Annotated in this window: 20 protein-coding genes and 2 pseudogenes; 11 read left to right on the forward strand and 11 right to left on the reverse strand. The window is 70.0% G+C overall.

What is annotated here, in order from left to right:
- Nucleotides 1-20: 20 nt before the first annotated feature.
- Complete coding sequence (locus ACFTE1_RS05575; RefSeq protein WP_380625117.1) at nt 21-1,208, reverse strand: FAD-dependent monooxygenase; 1,188 nt, start codon at nt 1,206-1,208, stop codon at nt 21-23.
- On the reverse strand, nt 1,205-1,780 hold the full coding sequence (locus ACFTE1_RS05580) for a TetR/AcrR family transcriptional regulator (protein ID WP_380625119.1): 576 nt from the start codon (nt 1,778-1,780) through the stop codon (nt 1,205-1,207). Before ACFTE1_RS05580 ends, ACFTE1_RS05575 begins: the two co-directional genes overlap by 4 nt.
- A 482-nt stretch (nt 1,781-2,262) precedes the next feature.
- Here ACFTE1_RS05580 and ACFTE1_RS05585 point away from each other — a divergent pair, with 482 nt between their 5' ends.
- From ACFTE1_RS05585 to ACFTE1_RS05595, 3 genes and pseudogenes are all read left to right on the forward strand, one after another.
- A complete protein-coding gene (locus ACFTE1_RS05585) occupies nt 2,263-3,819 on the forward strand; it encodes an FAD/NAD(P)-binding protein (RefSeq protein WP_380625121.1) in 1,557 nt (518 codons plus the stop codon).
- 18 nt (nt 3,820-3,837) lie between these two features.
- Nucleotides 3,838-4,179 (forward strand): annotated as a pseudogene (locus ACFTE1_RS05590) (tyrosinase family oxidase copper chaperone); the annotation flags it as partial.
- Nucleotides 4,179-5,399: a tyrosinase family protein gene (locus ACFTE1_RS05595; protein WP_380625123.1), complete on the forward strand. Its 1,221-nt coding sequence runs from the start codon at nt 4,179-4,181 to the stop codon at nt 5,397-5,399. The pseudogene ACFTE1_RS05590 and the gene ACFTE1_RS05595, both read left to right, overlap by 1 nt.
- A gap of 64 nt (nt 5,400-5,463) precedes the next feature.
- On the opposite strand, the gene ACFTE1_RS05600 is transcribed toward ACFTE1_RS05595, so the two are convergent.
- Nucleotides 5,464-6,312: an SDR family oxidoreductase gene (locus tag ACFTE1_RS05600; protein WP_380625125.1), complete on the reverse strand. Its 849-nt coding sequence runs from the start codon at nt 6,310-6,312 to the stop codon at nt 5,464-5,466.
- Between the two features lie 124 nt (nt 6,313-6,436).
- Between ACFTE1_RS05600 and ACFTE1_RS05605 the strand changes: the two genes are divergently transcribed.
- A complete protein-coding gene (locus tag ACFTE1_RS05605; RefSeq protein WP_380625127.1) occupies nt 6,437-6,844 on the forward strand; it encodes a winged helix-turn-helix transcriptional regulator in 408 nt (135 codons plus the stop codon).
- 261 nt (nt 6,845-7,105) lie between these two features.
- Here the strand turns inward: ACFTE1_RS05605 and ACFTE1_RS05610 are convergent, their stop codons facing one another.
- The 4 genes from ACFTE1_RS05610 to ACFTE1_RS05625 are packed head-to-tail and all read right to left on the reverse strand — an operon-like array spanning nt 7,106 to nt 12,284.
- Entirely contained in the window at nt 7,106-8,032 is a 927-nt protein-coding gene (locus ACFTE1_RS05610; protein WP_380625129.1) for a S66 peptidase family protein, read from the reverse strand.
- A gap of 23 nt (nt 8,033-8,055) precedes the next feature.
- Nucleotides 8,056-10,041 (reverse strand): prolyl oligopeptidase family serine peptidase, encoded by a 1,986-nt coding sequence (locus ACFTE1_RS05615; protein WP_380625131.1) that lies wholly within the window; start codon nt 10,039-10,041, stop codon nt 8,056-8,058.
- A gap of 52 nt (nt 10,042-10,093) precedes the next feature.
- The gene (locus tag ACFTE1_RS05620; RefSeq protein ID WP_380625133.1) at nt 10,094-11,416 is read right to left on the reverse strand and encodes a M20/M25/M40 family metallo-hydrolase; all 1,323 of its coding nucleotides are present in this window, start codon (nt 11,414-11,416) and stop codon (nt 10,094-10,096) included.
- A 34-nt stretch (nt 11,417-11,450) separates the two neighbouring features.
- Nucleotides 11,451-12,284: a M55 family metallopeptidase gene (locus tag ACFTE1_RS05625; RefSeq protein WP_380625135.1), complete on the reverse strand. Its 834-nt coding sequence runs from the start codon at nt 12,282-12,284 to the stop codon at nt 11,451-11,453.
- Between the two features lie 189 nt (nt 12,285-12,473).
- On the opposite strand from ACFTE1_RS05625, the gene ACFTE1_RS05630 reads away from it, so the two are divergent.
- The 6 genes and pseudogenes from ACFTE1_RS05630 to ACFTE1_RS05655 form a co-directional block, all read left to right on the forward strand.
- Nucleotides 12,474-14,315: an ABC transporter substrate-binding protein gene (locus ACFTE1_RS05630; protein ID WP_380625137.1), complete on the forward strand. Its 1,842-nt coding sequence runs from the start codon at nt 12,474-12,476 to the stop codon at nt 14,313-14,315.
- Nucleotides 14,316-14,325: 10 nt separating this feature from the next.
- Nucleotides 14,326-15,390, forward strand: a complete 1,065-nt coding sequence (locus ACFTE1_RS05635; RefSeq protein WP_380625139.1) for an ABC transporter permease — start codon at nt 14,326-14,328, stop codon at nt 15,388-15,390.
- On the forward strand, nt 15,387-16,316 hold the full coding sequence (locus ACFTE1_RS05640; RefSeq protein ID WP_380625141.1) for an ABC transporter permease: 930 nt from the start codon (nt 15,387-15,389) through the stop codon (nt 16,314-16,316). Before ACFTE1_RS05635 ends, ACFTE1_RS05640 begins: the two co-directional genes overlap by 4 nt.
- A complete protein-coding gene (locus ACFTE1_RS05645) occupies nt 16,313-17,308 on the forward strand; it encodes an ABC transporter ATP-binding protein (RefSeq protein WP_380625143.1) in 996 nt (331 codons plus the stop codon). The genes ACFTE1_RS05640 and ACFTE1_RS05645 overlap by 4 nt, the downstream gene beginning before the upstream one ends.
- 43 nt (nt 17,309-17,351) lie before the next feature.
- On the forward strand, nt 17,352-18,389 hold the full coding sequence (locus tag ACFTE1_RS05650) for an ABC transporter ATP-binding protein (RefSeq protein ID WP_380625146.1): 1,038 nt from the start codon (nt 17,352-17,354) through the stop codon (nt 18,387-18,389).
- A 697-nt stretch (nt 18,390-19,086) separates the two neighbouring features.
- Nucleotides 19,087-19,272 (forward strand): annotated as a pseudogene (locus ACFTE1_RS05655) (transposase domain-containing protein); the annotation flags it as partial.
- Between the two features lie 104 nt (nt 19,273-19,376).
- Here the strand turns inward: ACFTE1_RS05655 and ACFTE1_RS05660 are convergent.
- Nucleotides 19,377-20,000: a TetR/AcrR family transcriptional regulator gene (locus ACFTE1_RS05660; RefSeq protein ID WP_380625148.1), complete on the reverse strand. Its 624-nt coding sequence runs from the start codon at nt 19,998-20,000 to the stop codon at nt 19,377-19,379.
- A gap of 67 nt (nt 20,001-20,067) precedes the next feature.
- Here ACFTE1_RS05660 and ACFTE1_RS05665 point away from each other — a divergent pair, with 67 nt between their 5' ends.
- The gene (locus ACFTE1_RS05665; RefSeq protein WP_380625150.1) at nt 20,068-21,714 is read left to right on the forward strand and encodes a serine hydrolase domain-containing protein; all 1,647 of its coding nucleotides are present in this window, start codon (nt 20,068-20,070) and stop codon (nt 21,712-21,714) included.
- Nucleotides 21,715-21,862: 148 nt separating this feature from the next.
- On the opposite strand, the gene ACFTE1_RS05670 is transcribed toward ACFTE1_RS05665, so the two are convergent.
- The 3 genes from ACFTE1_RS05670 to acnA form a co-directional block, all read right to left on the reverse strand.
- Nucleotides 21,863-22,018 carry a hypothetical protein gene (locus ACFTE1_RS05670; RefSeq protein WP_380625152.1) on the reverse strand — a complete coding sequence of 52 codons (156 nt, stop codon included), beginning with the start codon at nt 22,016-22,018 and terminating at the stop codon, nt 21,863-21,865.
- Nucleotides 22,015-22,416 carry a VOC family protein gene (locus ACFTE1_RS05675; protein ID WP_380625155.1) on the reverse strand — a complete coding sequence of 134 codons (402 nt, stop codon included), beginning with the start codon at nt 22,414-22,416 and terminating at the stop codon, nt 22,015-22,017. Before ACFTE1_RS05675 ends, ACFTE1_RS05670 begins: the two co-directional genes overlap by 4 nt.
- Nucleotides 22,417-22,498: 82 nt before the next feature.
- Nucleotides 22,499-25,219: an aconitate hydratase AcnA gene (gene acnA, locus ACFTE1_RS05680; protein WP_380625808.1), complete on the reverse strand. Its 2,721-nt coding sequence runs from the start codon at nt 25,217-25,219 to the stop codon at nt 22,499-22,501.
- Nucleotides 25,220-25,511 lie beyond the last annotated feature (292 nt).

A 25,511-nucleotide genomic window follows, 5' to 3' on the forward strand; every position in this document is an offset into this window, starting at 1 on the left:
CGCCTGCCTCCGCCGAGGGGTCAGAGCTCGCTCAACGCCGCCACCGACGTGTGGTCCTTGCCGATCAGGCCGCTGCGCAGCAGCCGGCTCGTTCCGGGCAGCCGCATGAGCCGGGTCAGCCATTTCCGCCGCCGCAGTTGGAACTCCGAGTGCGGCAGGAACACCTTCGCCCCGTTGCGCCGCACCGTCGACTGCCGGTCGCGCACCACCGGCGAGAACCGCGACTCGAACGCCTCGAGCGCGCCGGGAACCCCGTCGGAATCGGACAGGGAGCCCAGGATCTCGCCGAGCACGTAGGCGCCGGAGACGCCGAGCGACGCGCCCTGGCCCGCCACGAGGGACACGGCGTAGGCCGCGTCGCCCAGCACGATCGCCCGGCCGTCGGTCCACGAGGGCATGTCGATCTGCGCGACTTCGTCGTAGTACAGATCCTCGGAGGCGGGGCACCGGCCCATCACGCGGTCGGTGAACGGCCCCATGCCCCCGAACCGGGCGAGGAGCGTCTCGCGCGGATCGCCGGGAAGCGGGTCGTCGGTGCGGTGCACGGTGAAGGCCGCGACCCTCCCTTCGCGCGTGCCGTACATGCCTAGCTGGGCGTCGACGGAGTCGGTCATGACGAACCGCCCCCGCACCTCCGCGAAGAGCTCCGGATCGTCGAAGACGAACGCCGAGGTGTGCATCCCCAGGCGGTGGAGGTGGTCGCTTTCGGGGCCGAACATCAGCGCGCGCGTGGGCGAGTGGAGGCCCTCGGCGACGACGAGCAGGTCGGCCTCCGCGGTCGTGCCGTCGGAGAGTTCCGCGGTGATCCCGTCGGGCCGCTGGTCGACCCGCTCCACGACGGTCCCGTAGCGGAGGTCGGCCGAGCTCCGCGCCGCTTCGCGGAGCAGCAGTTCGAGGTCGGGCCGCATGATGCTGACCAGCCCGTCGCCGGCCGCCTTCTCGAACACCGAGTAGTCCATGCTGGAGGTGACCTTGCCGCGGCGGTCGACGAAGTCGGCCGTCCGCACCCGCTGCCCCAGCTCGACGAGCCGGTCTTCGAGTCCCATGAGCCTGACGGCCTCGTAGCCGGGGCCGAAGAAGTCCATCATGTACCCCTGGGGCCGGGGTCCGCCGGCCTTCTCGACGACGGCCACCTCCCAGCCGTGGTGCGCGAGTCGTTGTGCCGCGGCCAGTCCGGTGATTCCGGCGCCGCTGACGAGAGCCTTCATGTCCGTCGCCTTTCGGTGTCGAGGATGGATTTGAGGGAGGGGGCGAGGTCGGCCGCGCGGAGGTCGGGGTTCAGCGCCTTGTGGAGCACGAACCCGTCGAGCGCGGCCATGAAAGTCAGCGCCGCTCCGGGGGAGTCGACGCCGTGGCGGGCGAAGAACGCCGAGACGGTCGTCTCGAAGGCGACCGTCGTCTCCCGGAACTGCTCGCGCAGCTCGGGATCGCGGGTCGCCTGCAGGTAGGACTCGGCGAACAGCACCGAGGTCGGGTCGAGCCCGGAGAACGCGTCCAGCTGGGCGAGCATGGCGTCGACGGCGTCCTCGGGCGAGTCGATCTGCGACAGGGCCAGTCCGACCATGTCCATCGTCTGGCGGATGACCTGCAGCGCGGCGAGGCGCAGCAGTTCGGACAGCGAGGAGAAGTGGTAGTGCACGAGCCCGGGCCGCACTCCCGCCCGCTCGGCCAGGACGCGGGTGCTGACGGCGTTCCATCCCAGCTCGGGGATTAGTTCGGCGGCGGCGGTCAGGAGGCGCTCGCGTGCGTCGCGGCCCCGTTCGGCGGAGGTCGGTGTCATGTGGGTCGTCCCGTCTTGGTCAATCGCCTTGGTCGTTCGACCAATCGTATCACTTCCACGGGGCATCGCGCTCCGAAATCGTAATCCGGGGGCTCGGGCGAAAGGGTTCGAACGCGGAACGGTCGATACGGGGAGGGTGTATCGAAAGGATGAGAAACGTCTATGACCTCGGGTTTTGCGCGGACTTGCGCTCCGGTGCTGTGACTCTCGGGGTCGCGGCAATGACTTTCGGTGTGCGCCAAGGTGTTTTTCTGTCGGGCAATGTACAGAGCCTTGGCGCTTACCAATAGTTAGCTGTAGGCTGGAGCCGCAGCCCGGAAGCACTCCTTCCGAACGACGACTCGAACCTCCCTTTTCTCACTGGAGCATGACACCTTCCCACCGGACGGCGACAGCGGCCGTCCGGCGTCCCGTGCCGCCGTCGGCCCCCGTCGGCGGCACGGAACCCGTGCAGCTTCAGAACAGAAGAAGGGACACCATCCATGAAACTGGCCCTTGTGGGCGCGGGCGCTTCCGCGGTCGCGCTCCTAGACGGCATATCCCGGGCGGCCGCACCCCCGCCGGAGCGGATCACCGTCTTCGACCCGGCCGAACGGCCCTGGTGCGGAAGGCCTTACGGCGACGACCTCGCGTCGGTCCGCGTCAACATCCTCCCCGAGCACATGTCCGTCCGCTCCGGCGAGTCCGGACACTTCAGCGCCTGGCTGCGCTCGCGCGGAATGGGGGGCGAGGACCTCGATTTCGCCGCGGCCGACCGCTTTCCCCCGCGCCGCGTCTACGGGCGCTACCTGAGCGAGACGGCCGGCGAGGCCGCCGCGCGCCTGAAGGAACGCGGCTGCCGCGTCGAGCTGGTCCGCCAGAGGGTGGTCTCGGCGTTCACCCTCGACGGCGAGGGAGTCGCCGACGACGCCGGCGAGATCGGCGGCGTCTGGCTCTCCACCACCACCGGAGGAGTCAGCCGCGCCGACCGCGTCGTGCTCGCCGTCGGCGCCGGACGCCCGGCCGACCACTACGGCCTGACCGGGACCGAGGGCTTCCACCCCGATCCCTACCCGCTCGAAAGGACCCTCCGGAGGATCGACTCCGAGGCGGACGTGGCCGTCCTGGGCACCGGCCTGGCGGCCGTCGACACCGCCGTCTCCCTCCTCGCCGCCGGCCACCGCGGCCGCGTCGTCATGGCCTCGCGCTCGGGCTCGCTGCCGGCCGTCCGGCAGACTCCGGCCGAAGTGAGTCTGACCGCCTGCGCCCCGGAGATGCTCAGGGGCATCACCGCCGACGGGCGCCGCCTCGGACTGGACGACGTCGCCCGCCTCCTGGCCGGGGACATCCGCGCCGAGGGCGGCGACCCGGGGTCGCTCCTGACCGAGATCGAGGCCGTGGAGTGCGAGCCGGCGGCCAGGCGCCTACGCCGGCAGCTCGGCCGGATCGGCGACCCGGACCCGGGGGTCCGACTGGCGCAGAAGGCCATCCCCGCCTCGGGGCCCGACCTGTGGGTCCGACTCACCCCGGAGGCGCAGCGCCTCGTCCGCACCCGGTACCACCGCGTGCTCCAGTCGCTGTGCTGCCCCGTGCCGCCGGGCAACGCCCGGATCCTCCTGGAGGCGATCGACTCCGGACGGCTGACAGTCCATTCGGGACTGTGGAACGCCAAGCCGACGGCGGTGGGCGGCGTCGACGTCTTCACCGACGACGGGGTCTTCCACGCCGCCGAGGTGGTCAACGCCGTGGCCGCCCCCTCTCACCGGAACCCGCCGCGCGCCAAGGAGCTGGTCGACGGCCTCGTCTCCGCGGGGCTGGCCGAGCGCCACCCCGCCGGGGGCCTGTCCGTGGACCCGGACACCAGCCGCGCCCTGGCGCCGGGCCGCGCCGAATCGCCCGTCTTCGTCATCGGGGACCTGGCGGCCGGGACGCTCTACTTCACCTCCGGCATGCCCTCGGTGGTCGACCGGGCCGCCAACATCGCCCGCGCCCTGGCGGCCGACTCCGCCGACACCCGGCGCACGGCACCGCTGACCGCGGCGCGCCGCGACGCCGTCTGAGAACCCTCCGCAGAGAATCCCCCCAGAAAGGTACTGACCATGGACGACAACCGACCCATCGAACACCGCGAAGAGACCTACAGAGGCCGGCGGATCCGCGTCGAGATCGGCCCCCGGCCGGACGGCTCGGAGTTCGCCGTCCACATCGACGGCCGCCGCCTGCGGACCATGCGCCTCGCCGACGGCACCCACATCTCCCAGGTGTGCCACTACGTCCCCCATGCCGACCCGGTCCGCGTCGCCCGCGCCGCCGTCGACGAGATGAGGACCGGCGGCCTCGCAGGGACCGGACACGGTTCCACCGAGGACTCCGTCCCCGAACCCGCCGATCAGGCCCGGAACCGGGGAGGAGCCGAGTGATGAGACTGCGCAAGAACGTCCGCAACCTGACCGCACTGGAACGCAAGCGCTTCGTCAAGGCCGTCCTGGAGCTCAAGCGCCGCGGCGAGTACGACGAGTACGTCCGGCTCCACAACGAGTACTTCATCGCCGACGGCGAGGGCGAGCGGAGGGTGGCCCACATGGCCCCGTCCTTCACCCCTTGGCACCGGCAATTCCTGCTGGACTTCGAGAACGCGCTGCGATCCGTCGACGAATCGGTCACCGTGCCCTACTGGGACTTCACGCGGGACCGCGCCGGCACGCGGGCCCCGTGGACGAAGGACTTCCTCGGCGGCGACGGCAGGGCCGAGGACTGGCAGGTCGTCGACGGGCCCTTCGCCCACCGGCACGGCAACTGGCCCATCAGGGTCAAGGCCACCGACGAGGACTTCCTCATGCGCCGCATGGGCCGCCCCGACGATCCGGTCGAGCTGCCCACCCGCGCCGAGACCGCCCGGGCCCTCATGGCCGTCCCCTTCGAGGTCTGGCCCTACGACTCGACAGCGAAGCGGGGCTTCCGCAACGCGCTCGAAGGCTGGGACGGCGGCGGCGAGGAGGGCGGCTTCCAGATGCACAACCGGGCACACGTGTGGATCGGCGGCCAGATGTCCGGGGGGACCTCCCCCAACGACCCGGCCTTCTGGCTGCTGCACGCCTTCGTCGACAAGCTCTGGGCGGACTGGCGGCACCTGAACCCCGAGGAGGACTACGTGCCGCGCGACCCGATCCCGGACTGGGACCCCCAGCACGGGAAGGTGATCAGCCTCTGCGAGAAGCTCCCGCCTTGGGAGGTGACCCCGGCCGACCTGCTCGACCACACCAGGTTCGGCCGCTACGAGCACGAGCAGTCCGAGGGCGGGCCGGGCGTGCCGGTCCCCGGGTTCGCGGGGAAGGCCTACCGACTGGACTTCGGCGACGGCATGGTCTTCGAGAACGAGTACTCGCCGGACGGCTTCACCCTGTACTGGAGGGCCGTGGCCGGCCCGGCCGCCGGGGACTGCGGGACTGAGGAGCTGCACGTCGACGACCTCGCACGGGGGCGCTACTTCGTCAGCTGGACCGAGTCGGGCGGCGTGACCGTCAGCCACGTCATGGACCTGGCGGCAGGGGAAGTGCGGGCCTTCCTGACCTTCCCCGGCGAGGAGCCGGCCGACCGCGAGGGCCGCCTGGCCAGGGCCACCCTGACCGAGGCCGCCTGAGCGCGGCGGAGGGGCCCGCGGTGAGAACCGCGGGCCCCTCCGCCGTACCAGGGGGATCCGGCCGCTACATCCGGGCGACCGCCTCGGCCAGGCTCGTGGTGTCGCGTCCGATGAGGCGGTGGAGGGCGTCGTCCTCGGCGAAGAGGTCGCCCCTCTTCACGCCGGCGTCCCAGTCGGCCAGGAGCGCGGCGAAGTCCTCCGGGACTCCGGCCTCGGCGAGGGCGGCGCGGTGCCCGTCGGAGTCCATGTCGCGGTACGCCAGCGCGGTCTTCCGGGCCCGCGAGACCTCCGCGACCATCTCGGCGTAGGTGAACGACCGGTCGCCGGCCAGTTCGTAGACCTCGCCCTCGTGGCCGGAGCCGGTGAGGACCTCGACGGCCGCCGCGGCGTAGTCGGCGCGGGAGGCGGCCGAGACGCGTCCCTCTCCGGCGCTTCCCAGATGGACGCCGTGGTGGAGGGAGGGGCCGAGGTTCTCGGTGTAGTTCTCGAGGTACCACCCGTTGCGCAGGAGGGTGTGCGGGATGCCGGAGTCGGCCAGGAGCGCCTCGGTCGCGCGGTGCTCGGCGGCGAGGCCGATCCGGGAGGTGTCGGCGCGCAGCAGGCTGGTGTAGGCGATGAACTCCGTTCCGCTCGCCTGGGCCGCTTCGATGACGTTGCGGTGCTGCGGGACGCGGCGCCCGATCTCGCTTCCGGAGATGAACAGGAGCTTTTCGGCCCCCTTGAGGGCCTCGGGGAGGCCGTCCGGTTCGTCGTAGTCGGCCCGGACGACCGTGACGCCCTGGGCGTCGAGATCCCGCGCGCTTTCCGGGTCGCGGACGAGGGCCCTGATGTCCGAGGGGTCGGTGCCCCGCCGGATGAGCTCCGCTATGGAGAGTCTGCCGAGATTCCCTGTGGCACCGGTTATCGCGATCATGTGCTCGTTGCCTTTCTCTGGGGGAGAATTACTGAGGTTCCAGAATGCGCTAACTTTCAGAAAGTGTCAAGGCTTTGGTAAGCGCCTTCTTTCCCCGCAGCGCTGATCGGTGTACCGTGGAGCCATGACCTCCGGAATCGACGAGCCCGCCCCCGACGGCGCACTGGTCGCCGACGTCTTCGACAAGGACTGCCCCTCCCGGAAGACCATGGAGCACATAGGCGGGAAATGGGGCCTCCTCGCGGTGGCGGCCCTGCGCGAACGGCCCCTCCGGTTCAACGCACTGTGCCGCAGGGTCAGCGGCGTGAGCGAGAAGATGATGTCCCAGACCCTCCAGCGCCTGGAACGCGACGGAATGGTGCACCGCGAAGTCCGCCAGGCCATCCCGCCCCACGTCGAGTACGAGCTGACCCCCTTGGGCAGGAAGGTCTCGGGGCACCTCGCGGCCCTCATAGGACTGCTGGAGGACAACTTCGACGCGATCAAGGCCGCCCAGGCCGAGTACGACGAACGGTCCGGCGAAGGGCGGTGAGACCCGGAAGGCCGGAACGTCCGCACAGTTAGTGCGGTGCCCGCTTCCAACGGGGCGCAGTGGAGCCGAACAGGGCCTTCTGAGACCGGACCGAACGCCGGCGCGGTTGGTGCGACACCGGCTCGTTACAGGGATCTCCGCCCCGGCCAAGGCCTTCCGCGTCCGGGCCTGCCAGGCAAGGTCACGGACCTGCCGGGAGCGGAGATGACCAGGCCTTCCGCGTCCGGACCCACCCCACGCCGCACGGCGGCGGCCTTCGGCCTAGAGCAGCGCCGGCTCTTCGAGCTCCAGAACGCCGGCGTCGGCGTCGAGGGACGCCCGAACCCCGAAGGGGATCGTCAGGGCCGGAAGCCCGTGCCCGAAACCGAACTCCTCCACGACCGGCACGCCGAGGTCCCCGAGACGGTCGGCCAGCACCGCCCGAACCCTCTCGTACGGACCGCAGTCCTTCCACGAACCCAGCAGCACCCCCGCGACCCCGTCGAACCATCCGCTGCGGCGCAACTGCGTGAGGATCCGGTCGAGCCGGTAGTCCTCCTCCTCGACGTCCTCCAGGCACACCAGGCCTCCGGCGGCGCTCGCGAGCGAGTGGGGCCCGCCGACGGTGGACCCCAGCAGGCTGGCGCAGCCGCCCAGCGTCACCCCCTCGGCGCGCCCGGAGACCAACGCCTTGGAGGACTCCGCCCGGATCGTCCGGACCGACTCCGGCTCGAACAGCGTGCGCCGCAAGTGCTCGCGGGTCCGGTCGTCGGCGAAGGCCGAGACGCCCGGCATGGGGCCGTGCAAGGTCGCCAACCCGAGCCGGGCCGCGATCGCCTCGTGCAGGGCCGTCGCGTCGCTGTAACCGACGTAGAGCTTGGGACCCGCCTTCGCCATCGCCTCCCAGTCGAGCAGGTCGATGATCCGCCCCGCCCCGTAGCCGCCGCGGTCGGAGAAGACGGCGGCCACCTCCCGGTCGCACCAGGCGGCCTGGAAGTCCGCCGCCCGGTCGCGGTCGTTCCCGGCCAGGAACCAGAGGTCGGGGTGCTCGTCGAAGACGTGCGGCATGACGACCGGTTCGAGGCCCCAACCGGAGAGCACCGCCATGCGCTCGGCGTGCGACTCCCGCGCGACCGGACCGCTCGGGGCCACGACGGCGACCTTGTCGCCCCGCTTCAGACGGGGCGGCCGGGCGAGCTCGCGGATCATGGGCGTCCTCCTCGTGAAACGGCTCAGTATCGCAGGTCCAGCGGCGGCAGGTGGGCGGCGTCGAAGCCGAACACCTCGGCGTAGAGCGCCATCTCGGCTTCGACGGCCCGCACGATCGTCCCGGCCCTGCGGAAGCCGTGCTGCTCGCCCTCGAACGCCAGGTAGGCGTGCGGCACTCCCCGCCCGGCCACGCCCCGGAGGAACCCCTCGGACTGCTCGGGCGGGCAGATCCGGTCGTCGAGCCCCTGCAGGATGACGAAGGGCCGGGAGACCTTGTCCGGATGGGAGGCGGGCGAGCGCTCGCGGTAGCGGTCGGGGACCTTCTCGCGGTCGCCGATGAGGGACTCCACATAGCGCGACTCGAAGTCGTGGGTTCCGTCGAAGGACCAGTCGGAGAGGTCGAGGATCGGGTAGAGGATCACCGCACAGGAGAACACCCCCGCGGCGAGGTCGGACGTCAGCGCGACCGCCGAGGTCCAACCGCCGGCGCTGCCGCCTCGGATGGCGATCCGCCCTGGGTCGGCCAGCCCCTCCGCCGCCAGGGCCTTGGCGACGGCCGTGCAGTCGGCGATGTCCACCACGCCCCACTGCCCGCGCAGGCGGTCGCGGTATTCGCGGCCGTACCCGGTCGACCCGCCGTAGTCGACCTCGGCGACCCCGATGCCCCGCGAGGTGAAGTAATTGAGCTCGTAGTCCAGCTGCGGCAGGGACATTCCGGTCGGCCCGCCGTGGACCCACACGACGTACGGGGGCGGCTCCCCCTCGGGCCCGGCGAAACCGGGATTGGTCGGCGGGTAGAGGCGGGCGTGGACATCGCGCCCGAAGGGATCGGTGAAGACCCTCTGCTCGGGTCGGGAGAGGAAAACCGAAGGGACCGCCGGCGGACCGGCGGGGACGACGGCGTCCGCGGTCATGGCGGCGGTGTCGAAGGCGACCACCTCCGAGGCGGACGCCGAGCTCCCGGCGACGCCGTAGACCGTGTCGCCCGCGACCCCGATGCTCCCCGTCCAGCTCTCCCACGGACCGGGTACGTCGGCGAGCTCGCCGGTGTCCGGATCGAGCAGGCCCAGGCGCTGCGGGCCGATGCCGTGCAGCGCGGCGATCCGCCCGCTGTCCAGCCGGGCGAACCAGGTGCGCCCAGGCGTCCACAGCGGACCGGCGAACTCCTCGTCGGCCGGGTACAGGTTCTCCGCCTCGCCGGAGGCGAGGTCGAGGCGGTGCAGGTTCCACCAGCCGCCGCGGTCCGAGGCCAGCAGGAGGGCGCCGTCGCCGTCCCACTCGGCCTGGGGGATCGACTCCTCCGGGCCCCCGGCGACGGTCCGGACGTTCGCGAACCTCCCGTCGACGATGTCGGCGACGTGAACCTCCGTTCCGTCCCACGGCATGAGCGGGTGGTCCCACGTGATCCACAGGGCCTTGTCCCCGCCGGGGCTCACACGCAGGCCGGTGACGAAGCGGTGCGAGTCGCCGGTCAGCTCGCGGACCGCCGAGCGGTCCCCGGCGGCCGAGCCGTCGGCGGGCACGGCGGCCAGGACGCGGCGGACGTCGGTGGGGTTCGGGCCGGTGAACTCCTGGAGCACCGCCCAGACCTCGCCGCGCTCGGGCAGGATCAGCGGCTCGCACCAGTGGAGCCCCTCGCCGACGTCGGACAGCGGCGTCAACGGGCGCGGCTCGGCGGAGCAGTCGTCGGGGAAGTAGGAGTACATCCGCTGATCGGAGAAGTCGGTGAACACGATCGAGAGGTCCCCGTCGGTGATCACCCCGTGCCACGGGCGGCCGCCGTACTCGTGCACGCGGTTGCGCACGTTCCACGGGGCGGGCAGCACGCTGGCGGCGATCCCGCCGTGCGAGCGCATGAGGGCGCGCCGCCCGCCCTCGTCCGGGCGCGGCGCGGTGTACCAGACCTCGTCTCCGACGGTGCCGAGGAAGGCGGGCGCTCCGTCCGACGCCGCGGCGGTCTCGGCCGTGATGGGGGAGTCCCAGGTTCCGTAAGGGGCCGTTCGGGTCATGTCCACTCCATTGTGTTGAGTACTGGGGCGCTCGGGAGGAGCCGGGCCGCTCTCAGGCGCTGCGGAGGAAATCGTCGAGCACCCTCACACCGAAGCGCAGAGCCTCGACCGGGACCCGTTCGTCGACCCCGTGGAACAGTTTCTCGAACGCGAAGCCCTCGGGGAACCTCAAGGGCGAGAAGCCGTACCCGGTGATCCCGAGGCGCGAGAACTGCTTGGCGTCCGTCCCGCCCGACAGGCAGACGGGGACCACCCTTCCCTCGGGGTCGAAGCGCAGGAGCGAATCCCGCATCGCCCCGAACAGAGGGCCGTCGACCGGGGCGGTCAGCGGAACTTCGCGGTGGTGGTACGACCAGTCCACGTTCGGTCCGGTCAAGCCGTCCAACGTCGCCTCGAACAGTTCGGTGCCGCCGGGGACGACGCGCCCGTCGACCATGGCGCGCGCCTGCCCGGGAATGACGTTGACCTTGTAGCCCGCGTCCAGGACGGTGGGCGCGGAACTGTTGCGCACGGTCGCCTCGACCAGGTAGCGCTCGCAGCCCAGCCGGGCGATGAAACCGTCCACGTCGTCCTCGTCGAAAGGCGTCCCGTAGATCTCCGCCAGCGACCTGAGCGCCGCCCTCACCGTCGGGCTCAGCTGCACCGGCCAACGGTGGTCGGAGATCCGGGCCAGGGCCCGCGACAGGTGCGCCACGGCGTTGTCGGGGTGCACCTTCGACCCGTGCCCGGCGGTCCCCTTCGCGACCACGTCGAGCCACGCGGTGCCGCGCTCCCCGGCGCCGATCGGGTAGAGGCGGTTGCCCCGCCCGTCGTGGAACGTGTAGCCGCCCGCCTCGCTGACGCCGGCCTCGCAGCCGGCGAAGAGCTCGGAGTGCTCCTCGGCGAGGAACTCCGAGCCGTACCGCGCCGAGTCCTCCTCGTCGGAGGTGAAGGCCAGCACGATGTCGCGGCGCGGGCGGGCGCCGGTGCGGTGCCACGAGCGGACGGCCGCCAGGGTCATGGCGACCATGTTCTTCATGTCCACCGCGCCCCGGCCCCAGACCACCCCGTCGCGCACCTCCCCGGAGAAGGGGTCGACGGCCCAGTCCTCGGCCGCCGCCGGAACGACGTCGAGATGCCCGTGGACGAGGAGCGCCGGAGCCGACGGATCGGTGCCCTCCACGCGCGCGACCACGTTGGTGCGCCGCGGCGCCTTCTCCAGGATCGCGGGCTCCAGGCCGGTCTCGGCCAGCTCGGCGGCGACGTACTCGGCCGCCTCCCGCTCGTCGCCCTCGCCCCCGCCGCGATTGGTCGTGTCGCGGCGGATGAGGTCGGACGTCAGGCGCACGACCTCGTCGAGGGCCTTGTCGTCCAGCGGGGTCTGATTCGGGTCCATATGCCTCCCTCGGCGTCCTATCCCGTGTCCGGCTTCAGCCGTACTGCTCTTCGACGGCCGCGCTCACCACTGTAGTGACGGTTTTGAAGCACCGCATCCCTTCGTACATCGTCTCCGAGGTGTAGCCGACCCGGCGCTCGCCGCACGGTTCCACGCCCGGCACGGCGCTCGCGGAACCGACGAGGTGCTCGGCGTCGAACTCGAGCTCGAAGCGGTGGGGCCCTTGGAGGGACGGTTCCCTTCGTCCGGCCTGCGCGACCGATTTCGCGGCGGCGGCGCGGATGTCGGCGCGGGTCCGCGCGGGCGGGCGGCAGACGGCGGCGTAGCGCGACACGTAGTCCTTGACCGCCACGCCGACGGCCCGGGGAGCGTACTCGGCCGCGTCCTCGACGGTCTTGTCGTCGCCGGTCACCAGGATGACGGGGACCCCGTACTCGGCGGCCAGGGCCGCGTTCAGCCGCCCCTCGGAGGCGACGGCCCCGTCGAGCCAGGTCCCGGTGACGGAGTTGGCCAGGTAGGTGTGGGCGAGAACCCCTTCCGTCCCGGCGGCGGTGTGGTATCCGAGGAACACCACGCCGTCCGCGTCCCCGTACTGGACGCCCTCCATCATGGACAATTCCTTGTGGCGCCCGGTCAGCATGGCCACGCGCTCGTCCAGATCCTCGAGGAGGAGGTTCCTCATGCTCCAGTGGGCCTCGTTGACGAGCACCTCGTCGGCGCCGCCGTCGAAGAGCCCCTTGGCCGCGGCGTCGGCGTCGGAGGTGAAGAGCTTGCGGCACCGCTCCCACTCGGGCCTGCCGGGCAGGACGTCGGCCGGCCACGTGGTGCCGGTGGCGCCCTCCATGTCGGCGCTGACGAGGATCTTCATGATGCGTTCGGCGGACCTTTCTGTCAGGCTGTGCGGACGGGGCCCCGGAACCGGGACGCCGTCGGCTATTGAACTATTTCTATCACACCTGTATAAATTTTTCATGACCTCGGAAGGCGGTGAAGATTTCCGCCTCGCCGCGCCTTGCCGGGGCGTCCCCAGACCAGCCGACGAATGCGAGGAAAGAGCATGACCGCCAAGAAGAGCCCGGGACGGAGGGGAAGGCTGCCGGGAGCGGCCGCCGCGGCGGTCCTGGCCGCCGGGCTCGCCCCCGTGGGCCCGGCGCAGGCCCAGGACGACGACACCGACCGCCTCATGATCGCCTACGATCAGGAGCTGGACACCTTCAACCCGTTCAAGCAGCAGTTCGTCATCAGCTACAACCTCAGCCTCCTCGCCTACGACACGCTGATCCGCACCGACGCCGAGAGCTTCGCCCCCTCGCCGGGACTGGCGACCGAGTGGGAGGAGAGCGACGACGGTCTGACGTGGACGTTCACCATCCGCGAGGGCGCCGAGTGGTCCGACGGGGAGCCCCTGACGGCCGAGGACGTCGAGTACACCTACGACCTCCTCATCGAGAACGAGGACATCCGCGACTGGAACATCGACTTCGCCGGGAACCTCGTCGACGCCGAGGCCCCCGACGACACCACCTTCGTCCTCACCCTCGAAGAGCCCGCGCCCAACGACATCCTCTACGGCGGCACCTACATCGTCCCCGAGCACATCTGGTCCGGGTTCGACGACCCGGCCGACCCCACGGCCAACGACGCGCTGCCCATAGTCGGCTCCGGGCCCTTCCAGACCGTCGAGTACCAGATCAACGAGTTCATCCGCCTGGAGGCCAACCCCGGCTACTGGGACGGCGCGCCCGGCTTCGACGAGATCGTCTACGTCGTCTACAGCGAACCCGACGCCGCCGTCGCCGCCCTCGAGGCCGGCGAGGTCGACATCGTCTCCAAACTCAACCCCGCCCAGGCCGAGGCGCTGGAGAACGCCGACCACGTGACGGTCAACAACGCCCAGAACCGCCGCTTCACCTCCCTGAACATCAACCACCGCGCGGCCACCGCCGACGGCGACGGGTTCGGCGACGGCCACCCGGCGCTCCGCGACCAGGCCGTCCGCACCGCCCTGCACACCGCGATCGACAAGGAGGCGCTGGTCGACCGCGTCCTCGACGGCAGCGGCGACCCCGGAGTCGGCATCATGCCCGAGATCTTCACCGACTACCACTGGGACGGAGGCGGCGACCTCGTCGAGTTCGACATCGCCGAGGCCAATGGGATCCTCGACGAGGCCGGCTACGAGAAGGGCCCCGACGGAATCAGGACCATGCCCGACGGCGGCGAGAAGCTCACCTTCCGCCTCTACCACCACGCCGACAACACCGACTACGCCACCGTCGTCTCCTTCCTCACCGAGTGGTGGGAGGAGCTCGGCCTGGAGATCGAGCCCGAGCCCATCGAGATGGGCACCCTCAACGACAAGGCCTACCTCGGCGAGTACGACATCGTCTTCTCCGGCTGGGGAGTGGGGCCCAACCCCTCCGAGATCATGGGCATGTACACCTGCGCGGTCCTCCCGACCAAGACCGACGGCACCGAGCGCAGCCACGAGAACTACTTCTGCGACGAGGAGTACGACAGGCTGCAGGCCGAGCAGAAGCTCGTCGCCGACGCCGCCGAGCGCCGGCCCATGGTGGAGCGCCAGCAGGAGATCCTCTACGACCACGCCGGAACCATCTGGCTCTACTACCAGAACAACATCGAGGCCTACAACAGCGACAAGGTCGCGAACCTGACCCCGCAGCCCGCCGACGGCGGCATGATCACCGGACAGCAGGGCTTCCTGTGGGCCTACCACTCCGCGACGCCCGTCGAGGGGTCCGAAGGCTCCGGCGCGACGGCCGCCTCGGACAACCCGACGGCCACGATCCTCATCGCCGCCGCCGCGGCCGTGGTGATCGGTGCCGGAGCGTTCCTCATCGCCCGCCGCCGCAGGGCCACCGCCGACGAACGAGAGTGAACGCTCCGCCATGACAGACGAAACCACCGCGCCGGGGCCCCGCCGAGAGGGCCCCGGCGCGGACGGCGAGGCCGACGCCGGCTCCGAGATCCCCAAGGCCACCACCGGGTTCGGCCGCTACCTCCTCAAGCACGTCTCCGGAGCGCTCGTCTCCCTCCTGCTCGTGCTCTTCAGCTCCTTCTTCATCTTCCGCCTCATCGGGGGCGACCCCGTCGACCAGCTCACCGGCGAACGCCCCGTCACACCCGAACAGCGCGAGGCCATGCGGGCCGAACTCGGCCTCGACCAGCCCCTCGCCCTCCAGTTCACCGACTACATCACCGGCACCCTCACCGGAGACCTGGGCACCTCCTTCCAATACCGCCAACCGGTCTCGGAACTCATCCTCGACCACCTGCCCGCCACCCTCCTGCTCTCCGGCACCGGCCTCGCCCTGGCCGTCACCCTCGGCCTGTGGATCGGCTCCCGCGCCGGATGGAAGCGCGGCAGCCGCTACGACCGCGCGCACACCACGACCGGTCTCCTGCTCTACTCCGCGCCCACCTTCTGGCTCGGCATGATCGTCATCCTCGTCTTCGCCCGCTACCTGGGGCTGTTCCCCGTCAACGGGATGCGCTCGGCGGAGACGCCGCCCGACGCGCTGTCGCAGGCGGTGGACGTCGCCCACCACCTCGTCCTGCCCGTGCTGACCTACACCGCCGTCGTCTACGCCGGCTACCTCATGGTCATGCGCTCCAGCGTCCTCGACGAGGCCGGATCCGACTACCTGACCACCGCCCGGGCCAAAGGCCTGCGCGACGACGAGGTCCGGCGCCGCCACGCCGTCCCCAACGCCCTCCTGCCCACCGTGACGCTCATCTTCCTGGCCATGGGCAACATCGTCAACGGCGCCATCGTCACCGAGTCGGTCTTCTCCTGGCCGGGACTGGGGCGCCTCTTCGTCCAGGGCATCTTCTACCCCGACCTCCCGGTCCTGCAGAGCCTCTTCGTCCTGTTCTCCGCCAGCACCATCCTCGCCGTCCTGTGCGCCGAGATCCTCTACTGGTTCATCGATCCGAGAGTTCGAAAGCAATGACAGACACGCACACCGACAGCGCCGGACCGCCCGCCTCCCCGCGCGCCCTCGCCCGGCGCCGCCGCCGGGAATCGGCCGCCCGCTTCTGGGCGCAGTACCGCCGCCAACGCGCCGGCGTGACCGGACTGATCCTCCTGAGCGCCATCGTTCTCCTCGCCCTGTGCGCACCGCTGCTGGCCGACGGGTCGGCCCTCAGCGTCACGCAGGCCACCGGAGGACGCATGGACCCGCCCAGCGCCGGATACCCGCTCGGCACCGACGAGACCGGCCGCAGCGTCCTCGCCCTCACCATCTGGGGATCGCGCCTCTCCCTGGTCATCGGCCTCACCGCCACCGTCATGGCCGTCCTCATCGGAACCGTCCTGGGCCTCACCAGCGGCCACTTCGGAGGCTGGTACGCCTGGATCGCGCTGCGCCTCTCCGACTGGTTCATGGTCCTCCCCGGACTCGTCGTCGCCATCGCGCTCCTCGCCGTACTCGGCCGCAGCGTCGCCACCACCATCACCGTCATCGCACTCGTCTCCTGGGCCGGGACGACCAGACTCGTCCGCGCCCAGACCCTCTCCGTCCAGGCGCGGCCCTACCTCGAACGGGCGAGGGCCCTCGGCGCCGGACACTGGCACCAGATGACCCGCCACATCCTGCCCAACGTCATGCCGCTCGTCCTCGCCAGCGCGACCCTCCTGGTGCCCACCGCCATCCTCACCGAGTCCGCGCTCGCCTGGCTCGGCCTCGGCGACCCGAACGTCGTCTCCTGGGGATCGATCCTCAACCGCGCCTGGAGCAGCGGAGCGGTCTCCGCCCGCGCCTGGTGGTACCTCCTGCCGCCCGGGCTCGCCATCCTCCTGGTCGTCTCGGCCTTCATGATGGTAGGCCGCGCCCTGGAGGCCGTGCTCAACCCCCGACTGAGAGGCGGAGGCCGATGACCCTGCTCGCACTCGACGACCTGCACGTCACCTACCGGGGCGGACGCGGCGACGTGCCCGCCGTGCGCGGCGTCGACCTCACCCTCGCCAAAGGGCGCACACTCGGCATCGCCGGCGAATCCGGCTGCGGCAAGTCCACCCTCGCCCTGGCGCTCCTGCGGCTCCTGCCCAAAAGCGCCGACGTCGCCGGGAGGATCCTCCTCAACGGCGAAGACGTCCTCACCATGGGCTGGGGACGCCTGCGCGCCGTCCGCTGGGCCGACGCCTCGATCGTCTTCCAGGGCGCCATGCACTCCCTCAACGCCGTCCACCGCGTCGGACGCCAGATCGCCGAACCGATCCTCCTGCACGGCGACACCACCGAACGCGAGGCCGCCGAGAAGGCCGAAGAACTCCTCGGCCGCGTCGGCCTGCCCGCCTGGCGCGCCCGCAGCTACCCCCACGAACTCTCCGGCGGCCAGCGCCAACGCGTCATGATCGCCATGGCCCTGGCCTGCGACCCCGACCTCATCATCGCCGACGAGGCCACCACCGCGCTCGACGTCATGGTCCAGGCCCAGATCCTCGGCCTCCTCTCCGAACTGGTCACCGAACGCGGAGCGGGACTGGTCATGATCAGCCACGACCTGTCCGTCCTCTCCGCCCACTGCGACGAGGTCGCCGTCATGTACGCCGGACGCGTCGTCGAACAGGGACCCGCCGGCGCCGTATTCAGCGAACCCCTGCACCCCTACACGGGAGCGCTCGGCGACTCGTTCCCCGCCATCGGAGACCCCGCCGCCCGCCTGCGCCCCAGCGGACTTCCCGGCGACCCGCCCGACCCCGCCGACCTACCCGGCGGGTGCGCCTTCCACCCCCGCTGCCCCGCCGCCGAAGACCGCTGCCGGAGCGAAGGCCCCGCCCTCCTCGACCTCGGCGACTCCCGCCGGTCAGCCTGCCTCGTCACCCAGTCCCGCCGCTCCGCCGCGCGAGCCGCCGAGGAGACCGCGTGATTGTCCCCGACACCCGCACCACGTCCATCCCCGAGGAGGCCGCATGAGCATCGACCGCCGACCCGCCCCCGCACCGGTCGAGACCGCCGCGCCCGGAACCGTCGCCGGAGCGCTCTCCGCGCGCGGACTCCACGTCGGATACGGCCTCCCCGGCGGGCGGACCGCCCGAGCCGTCGACGGCGTCGACCTCGACATCGCCCCCGGCGAGATCGTCGCGCTCGCCGGAGAGTCGGGCTGCGGCAAGACCACCCTCGCCCGAGCCCTCCTCGGACTGGAGAGGCCCACCGCCGGAACCGTCACCCACAACGGCAGCCCGCTCCGCTATAAGACCAAGGCGCTCAAGGCCTTCCGCCGCAAGGTCCAACTCGTCCTGCAGGATCCCACCGGGGCGCTCAACCCGCGCCACACCGTCTACGACGCCGTCGCCGAAGGTCCCCGCATCCACCGCTGCGGAGGCGACGAGCGCGAACGCGTCGCACGAGCCCTCTCCCAGGCCGGGCTGCGGCCGGCCGAGAAGTACTTCCTCGCCTACCCGCACGAACTGTCCGGCGGACAACGGCAGCGCGTCGTCATCGCCGGGGCGCTCGCGCTCGAACCGGAGATCATCGTCGCCGACGAACCGGTCGCCTCCCTCGACGCCTCCGTACGCGGGGAGATCCTGGCGCTCCTGCTGCGCCTGCGCGACGAGGCGGGGCTGGGCGCACTCGTCGTCACGCACGACCTCGGGCTCGCGTGGTCTATCGCCGACCGGATCGCCGTCATGTACCTGGGCCGCATCGTGGAACAAGGACCGGCCGACCAGGTGCTGACCGATCCGCGGCATCCCTACACCCGGGCGCTGGTGTCCGTTCTCCCGAACTCGCCGGTACCCGAGCCGATCGTCCTCGAAGGTGAGACGCCCGACGCGACGCTCATTCCGGGCGGCTGCCGATTCCACCTGCGCTGCCAGGAACTCGCCTCGGGTGCGGCGGCCCGGGCCGGAGTGGATGGAGCCTGCCGGGGGAGCGAACTGCCCGTGCTGCGGGCCGATACGGCCGACCGTGCCGTCGCCTGCCACCTTCACGCCTCCGGTTCGGAGTGAAAGGCGCCCGAGTTTCGGCGGCGCGGCCTCAGTGATCGTCGGTCACCTGATCAGGCAACATGTCTGCGCCAACCCGCTGCCCGACCGACGGCTCCGCACAGCACCACGCGGATTCAAACGAGCGATCTCCAAGTACCACGCCCGATCCAACGATATCGACAGACGAACTTGCAAAGCCACCCTGACCATCACCGTGCTGCCAGGCCCTTAACCGAGCGACAATGCGACTAGACGTTTTACAAGCTCGCGAAACGTGAGGTGCCTGGACGTCCGGATCCCGTCAGCTTAGGCGTCGCTGGTGTCACCGGAAACTGTCGGCTGTCGACGAGGGCGTAGAACAAAGCCGTGCTCTTCCGCCCAGTCCCGAATCGATTGGCCTGGAAGCCGAGGCGGAAGTTGCTCATCTGATCCCACAGGTTCTAGGCGGTAGGCATCGACGACGTCACCGGGGATGCGCGACCTAGGGCTGATGCGTTTCGCCCTGAATACCGACTCGGTCGGAATGCTGGACTCGTGGTCCTGTCGGGGTGTTTCCATCGTGCTGCACCTTTCGGCGGGGTGAGAATTCCGACTAGTCTCAATGCCGCTAGATTAAGACTAGCGACGCAGGTCAAATCACTTGTTCCTCAGGGTAAAACAGAAGGAATTCCCGGTAAAGCGGTTGTACGCCAATACGACCGAAGACAAGGAATCCCTGTTGCTACATGCTCCCGCTCCCGGAACCGTCGAGCTTTTCGGGGTCCGGTTCGCTCCGGGACACCTCGGTGAGCTGACCCGTCTGGTCCCGCCGTCGCCAGTCGATGAAGTCCTGGCACAAACCAGAGCTACCGAACAGCGCAAACGCCTTCTGCCCTCTCGCGTTGTCGTCTACCTTCCGCCGGCTGCTTCGTAGCGCTCACGCTCACGGCTCGCGTTCGCGACCTCGCAGCGGAGCGGCCGGGCCTGCCTCCTCATCGGTAGTGACGGGTGCCTGGCGGATTCGCCGCCTCAACTCCAGTTGCGGCACTCGTGGGGGAACGTGCGGCGGACGTCCCGCCGCAGCAGGTCGAGGGCCTCCTCCCGGGTGACGGCCGCCGGCTCGAGGATCTGGAAGGCGAGTCCGTTGGCGAGCGCCGTCAGCCGGACCGCCTCGCCGTGCTCGTCGGTGCCGTCCGGTACTTCGCCGCATTCCTTGCCGTTTGTCACCGCTCGGGCGACCCGGCCGATGGCGTGCAGCTGGGACTCCTGGTACTCCTCCAGGATCGCCGGGCGGTTGGCCGCCGCACCGAGAAAGGCCAGTCGGACCTTGAGGTCGGTGGTCCGCTCGGCGTCCAAGGGCAGGAGCGTCTCCAACCCTTCGACGACGCCGTCGCGGATGGGCCGTTTGTTCGCCTCGTTCGCGGCGGTCAGCTTTTCGACGCGTTCCCAGGTGCGCTCCATCGTCGACTGGAACGCATGTCGGAGAAGCTCTTCCTTCGCGTGGAAGTAGTGCTGCACCTGCCCGACAGAGATCCGGGCCCTGTCGGCCACCCGGCTCATCGTCACGGCCTCCAGTCCGTCGCGGTCGATGAGTTCCCGTACCGCCGCACTGATGTCACGGCGCCTCTGCGCCCTGTCGACGACCTTAGGCATGCCCCGCCCCTTCTTTTACAATATGCTCGTATTAATATGGTCGTATTATAAAGATTGGAAGGGTTTCATGATACGACGAACATTGGCGGCCGGAGCGGCGGTCCTGGGAGTATTCGCACTTCCTCACGCCGGAGTGGCGCAGGGGACGGCCGAAGGGCCGACGGACGGGACGTACGCGGAACTGGATCGAGCGGTCAGGGAGGCGCTGGAGGAGACCGGTACGCCAGGGGCCGCTTGGGCGGTGCTCGATGTCGGCACTGGTGAAGGGGCCGAGGAGAGCGAGGAGACCGGTTCGGAGGGAGAAGCCACTGATCCGAACGGGGAGGCCGGTTCGGGAGAGGACGCTGATCCGGGCGGTGAATCCGACGGTGAGCACGGCGAGAGCCCAGGAGGGAAGGAACAGAAGGACACGGCCGGTCCGTCGGACGAGAGTTCCGTCGATGCGGTCCACCACGTACCCGGCGTAGTCCACACAGGCACCTTCGGCGACGACGGAGACGGCGAACCCGTCAAGGAGACCACCCCGTTCCTGTGGGGATCGGTGGGCAAGCCGATGACCAGTACCCTCATACTGTCCCTTCAAGAGGACGGACTGCTCGACACGGCGGATCCCGTGTCCGCCCACCTGCCCGACTTCGCCCCGGTGTACGAGGGCGAACCGGCCGACCCGACCATCGCCCAGCTCCTGTCGCACTCCGCCGGAACGCCGCCGGACCAGTTCACCGACGCCGTGGACCTCGGTAGAACGGAGCCCGACGCGGTGAGCGAAGCCGCGTCCTTGCTGGACGAAGTCGAGCTCGCATACGCGCCCGGCACCGGCTACCAGTACAACTCTGCCGACTACCTCCTGCTGGGCGCCATAGTGGAGTCGGTGACCGGAGCGACCTTCGCCGAACAGATGCGGGTGCGGGTGTTCGACCCGCTCGGCATGGACGTGGTCCTGGCCGGCGACGACCGCATGCCGCCCGGACACCGCCAGTTCTTCGGATTTCCCGTCACCTATGAGTCGCCGACCGACGTCTCCGGCCTTCCTTACGGCGGAACGACGGGCGGGGATCTGGAATCGCTGAGCCGTTTCGCCGCGGCGATGCTGGGTCGGGGCGAGTTGGACGGATCTCGCGTCCTGACAGAGGAATCGGTGGCCGAAGCCTGGGAACCGCACGTCGACTCGAGCGTTCAGAACTACGGATACGGATGGAGCGTGGGGGAGTTGGCGGGCGGCGAACCCGCCGTCTGGCACACCGGCGCGACAGTCGGATACGAGTCGGTCCTGATCGTCATGCCGGAAGCGGGCAAGGCGGTGGCCGTCATGCAGAACACCTTCGGGCTGGCGAGGGGATCGCAACTGGTGAACGCCTCACTCAACGCCGCCGCGGTGCTGACGGGGGCCGAGAGGGAGGACAGCGGTCCGGACCCGGCGCTGACCTGGATACCGTGGGTCGGGGCCGGCCTGACCGTCGTCGTCGCGGTCTGGCTGGGCGTCTCATTGAAGCGGGGTCGGTCTGTGACGCGGTCCGTGGCCGGGGGAATCGCGTGGGCGGCCGGGGGAGTGCTGGTCTCCGGTAGTCTGCTCGTCGTTCTGCCGCACTTCGGGGGCCTGCCGCTGGTGTTCCTGTGGCGCTGGCTGCCTGATATCGCCCTGGTCCTGACGACCACCGCGACGGCGTTCGCGGCGCTGGCGGCCGTCAAGAGTTTCCGGCGGTTCAAGCGGTGACGAGAGCGGCGGCGGAAGCCGGCACGGCTGTGCGCTGTCCGCCGCCGCACCTTCCGGGCCCGACGCCGTTAGGAGCGGATGGTGTCTGGGGGAAAGGACGTGGCGCGCTGCGCCGCGCGGGCATGACGCCACAGGCGCCATGCCCTGCCTACCTGTTCGTAACACCGAAGGCGTCATGCTGGGCAAGCCGGTTCATGATGCCTGCGGCATCATGCTGAGCTTTCTGGTTCATGGAGCCGAAGGCTCCATGCCGGGCAAGCCGGTTCAGGATGCCGAAGGCATCATGCTGAGCTTCCTGGTTCATGATGCCTGCGGCATCATGAACTCCAACCGGTTCCCGAAAGGATCACGCGTGTGGAAGCGGCGGAAGCCGATGAAGTCGCTGTTCCAGGCGACCTCGCAGCCCTTCTCCTCGAGACGAGCCGCGAGCCTGTCGAGGTCGCCGACGATGATTCCGGGGTGGGCCTTGACCATGGGGGAGTAGTCGGGCTCGATGCCCAGGTGGATCTCCAGCGAGTCCGTACGCACCCACAGCCCACCGTTCTTCTCCAGCTCCGGGGGCTTGCGGACCTCGGTCATCCCTAGGACGTCCGCGTAGTACTCTCTGGCGCGGTCCTCGCCTCCGGCGGGGATGGACAGCTGCACGTGGTGCAGCCGGTAGTCGAATTCCGAGGTTCCGCGTTCGCTCTGGTAGTCGTTCACCGGGGTTCTCCGTTCTCTGGGGATGAAAAAGGGGGACAAGCGGCGATTCACTTGTCCCCCTGAGGTTCTTACGTCTGTGAAGCTACTTCTTCAGCAGGCCCCGCAGCACGTAGGACAGGATGCCGCCGTTGCGGTAGTACTCGGCCTCGCCGGGCGTGTCCAGGCGGACGACCGCGTCGAACGCGGTCTCCTTGCCGTCGGGCGCGACGGCCTTGACCCGCACGGTCTCCGGGATGCCGTCGTTGATGGCGTCCATGCCGGTGATGGTCACCGTCTCCTCGCCGGTCAGGCCGAGCGAGGAGTGCGACTTGCCCTCGGGGAACTGCAGCGGCAGAACACCCATGCCGATCAGGTTCGAACGGTGGATGCGCTCGTAGCTGTCGGCGACGACGGCCTTGACGCCCAGCAGGCGGGTGCCCTTGGCGGCCCAGTCGCGGCTGGATCCGGTGCCGTATTCCTTGCCCGCGAACACGACCAGCGGGGTGTTCTCCGCGGCGTAGTTCTGCGCGGCGTCGTAGATGGTCGACACCGGGCCGTCGGCCTGGGTGAAGTCGCGGGTCCAGCCGCCCTCGGTGCCGGGGGCGAGCTGGTTGCGCAGGCGGATGTTGGCGAAGGTGCCGCGCACCATTACCTCGTGGTTGCCGCGGCGCGAACCGTAGGAGTTGAAGTCCTTGAGCGAGACTCCCTGCTCCTTGAGGTACTTGCCGGCGGGCGAGTCGACCTTGATCGCGCCGGCGGGCGAGATGTGGTCGGTGGTCACCGAGTCGCCGAGCTTGGCCAGGACGCGGGCGCCCTCGACGTTCTCCACGCGGTCCGGGTTCTCGGGCATGCCGTCGAAGTACGGCGCCTTGCGGACGTAGGTCGAGTCGTCGGCCCACTCGAAGGTGTTGCCCGTCGGGATCGGCAGGGACTTCCAGGTGTCGTCGCCCTCGAACACGGAGGCGTACTCCTCCAGGAACATCTCGCGGCCGATGTTGGAGTCGACGACCTCGCGGACGTCCTCGGGGCTCGGCCAGATGTCCTTCAGGAAGACGTCCTCGCCGTCGGCGTTCTTGCCGACCGGCGCGGTGGTGATGTTGATGTCCATCGACCCGGCCAGGGCGTAGGCCACGACCAGCGGCGGGCTGGCGAGGTAGTTCATCTTGATGTCGGGGTTGATGCGCCCCTCGAAGTTGCGGTTGCCCGACAGGACCGAGGTGACGGCCAAGTCGCCGGCGTTGACCGCGTCGGAGATCTCCTCCGGCAGCGGACCGGAGTTGCCGATGCAGGTGGTGCAGCCGTAACCGACCAGGTTGAAGCCCAGCTTGTCCAGGTAGGTGTCGAGGCCGGCGCGCTTCAGGTAGCCGGTGACGACCTGGGATCCGGGCGCCAGGGAGGTCTTGACCCACGGCTTGGTGGCCAGGCCCGCCTCGACGGCGTTCTTGGCCAGCAGGCCCGCGCCCACCATGACGTACGGGTTGGAGGTGTTGGTGCACGAGGTGATCGCGGCGATCACGACGGCGCCGTGGTCGACCTCGAAGGTGCCGTCGTCGTTGGTGACCGTCTGCGGGTTGTGCGGGCGGTCGCCGTTGCCCTTCTCGGCGGGCGAGTCGGAGGCGGGGAAGGACTCGCGCTCGGCCTCGTCCTCGACGTAGTTGACCACGTCGCGGCGCCACTGGGAGTCGGCGCGGTCGAGCTGGATGCGGTCCTGCGGGCGCTTCGGCCCGGCGATGGACGGGACCACGGACGACAGGTCGAGCTCCAGGTACTCGGAGTACTCGGCCTCGCGCTCCGGGTCGTGCCACAGGCCCTGCTCCTTGGCGTAGGACTCGACGAGGGCGATGTGGTCCTCGTCGCGGCCGGTCAGGCGCAGGTAGTCGACGGTGCGGTCGTCGATCGGGAAGATGGCGCAGGTGGAGCCGAACTCGGGGCTCATGTTGCCCAGGGTCGAGCGGTCGGCCACCGGAACGGAGCCGACGCCCTCGCCGTAGAACTCGACGAACTTGCCGACCACGCCGTGCTCGCGGAGCATCTCGGTGATGGTCAGGACCAGGTCGGTGGCGGTCGCGCCGGCGGGCAGGTCGCCGGAGAGCTTGAAGCCCACGACCTTCGGGATCAGCATGGAGATCGGCTGGCCGAGCATGGCGGCCTCCGCCTCGATGCCGCCGACGCCCCAGCCGAGCACGCCGATGCCGTTCTCCATCGTGGTGTGGGAGTCGGTGCCGACGCAGGTGTCGGGGTAGGCGGCTCCGTCGCGGGTCATGACGACGCGGGCCAGGTGCTCGATGTTCACCTGGTGGACGATGCCGGTTCCCGGGGGGACGACCTTGAACTCGTTGAAGGCGGTCTGTCCCCAGCGCAGGAACTGGTAGCGCTCGCGATTGCGCTCGTACTCGCGCTCGACGTTGCGCTTGAAGGAGTCCGCGTGGCCGAAGAAGTCGACGATGACGGAGTGGTCGATGACCATCTCGGCCGGGGCCAGCGGGTTGATCTGCGCCGGGTCGCCGCCCAGGTCGCGGACCGCCTCGCGCATGGTGGCCAGGTCGACGATGCAGGGCACGCCGGTGAAGTCCTGCATGATGACGCGGCCGGGGGTGAACTGGATTTCCGTGCTGGGCTTGGCCTTGGGGTCCCAGGAGCCGAGGGCGCGGATGTGGTCGGCGGTGATGTTGGCGCCGTCCTCGGTGCGCAGCAGGTTCTCGAGGAGGACCTTGAGGCTGTAGGGCAGTCTGTCGTGGCCCTCGACCTTGTCGATGCGGTAGATGTCGTAGTCCTGGCCGCTCACCGAAAGGGTGTCGCGTGCCTGGAAGGAGTCTTTGCTCACCATGGGTACTCCTATAGGGATTCTATGCTTGCTTGTCTAGTGTCGCCCATGGCCGGTCCCGGCGCGGGGAGGCTGGAGCGAACGCGATCGACCGCACTCGTGAAATAAACAGTACGTCCGTCTTGTTTAGTTTTCTCCAGAGTAACACACTGGCCCAACGGCCATTTCGAGCTGCCGGGGAGCGTGAGAAGGGCGGCATCGGAGACCCCCTCGCGACACGCGGGCCGGGGCCGCTCTCCGCCTCCGGGTCGCCCTCGCTCGAACCCCGGCGGCCCGGGGTGCGGAGGCTCTG

The organism is Salininema proteolyticum (genome assembly GCF_042685645.1).
GTDB lineage: Bacteria > Actinomycetota > Actinomycetes > Mycobacteriales > Micromonosporaceae > Salininema > Salininema proteolyticum.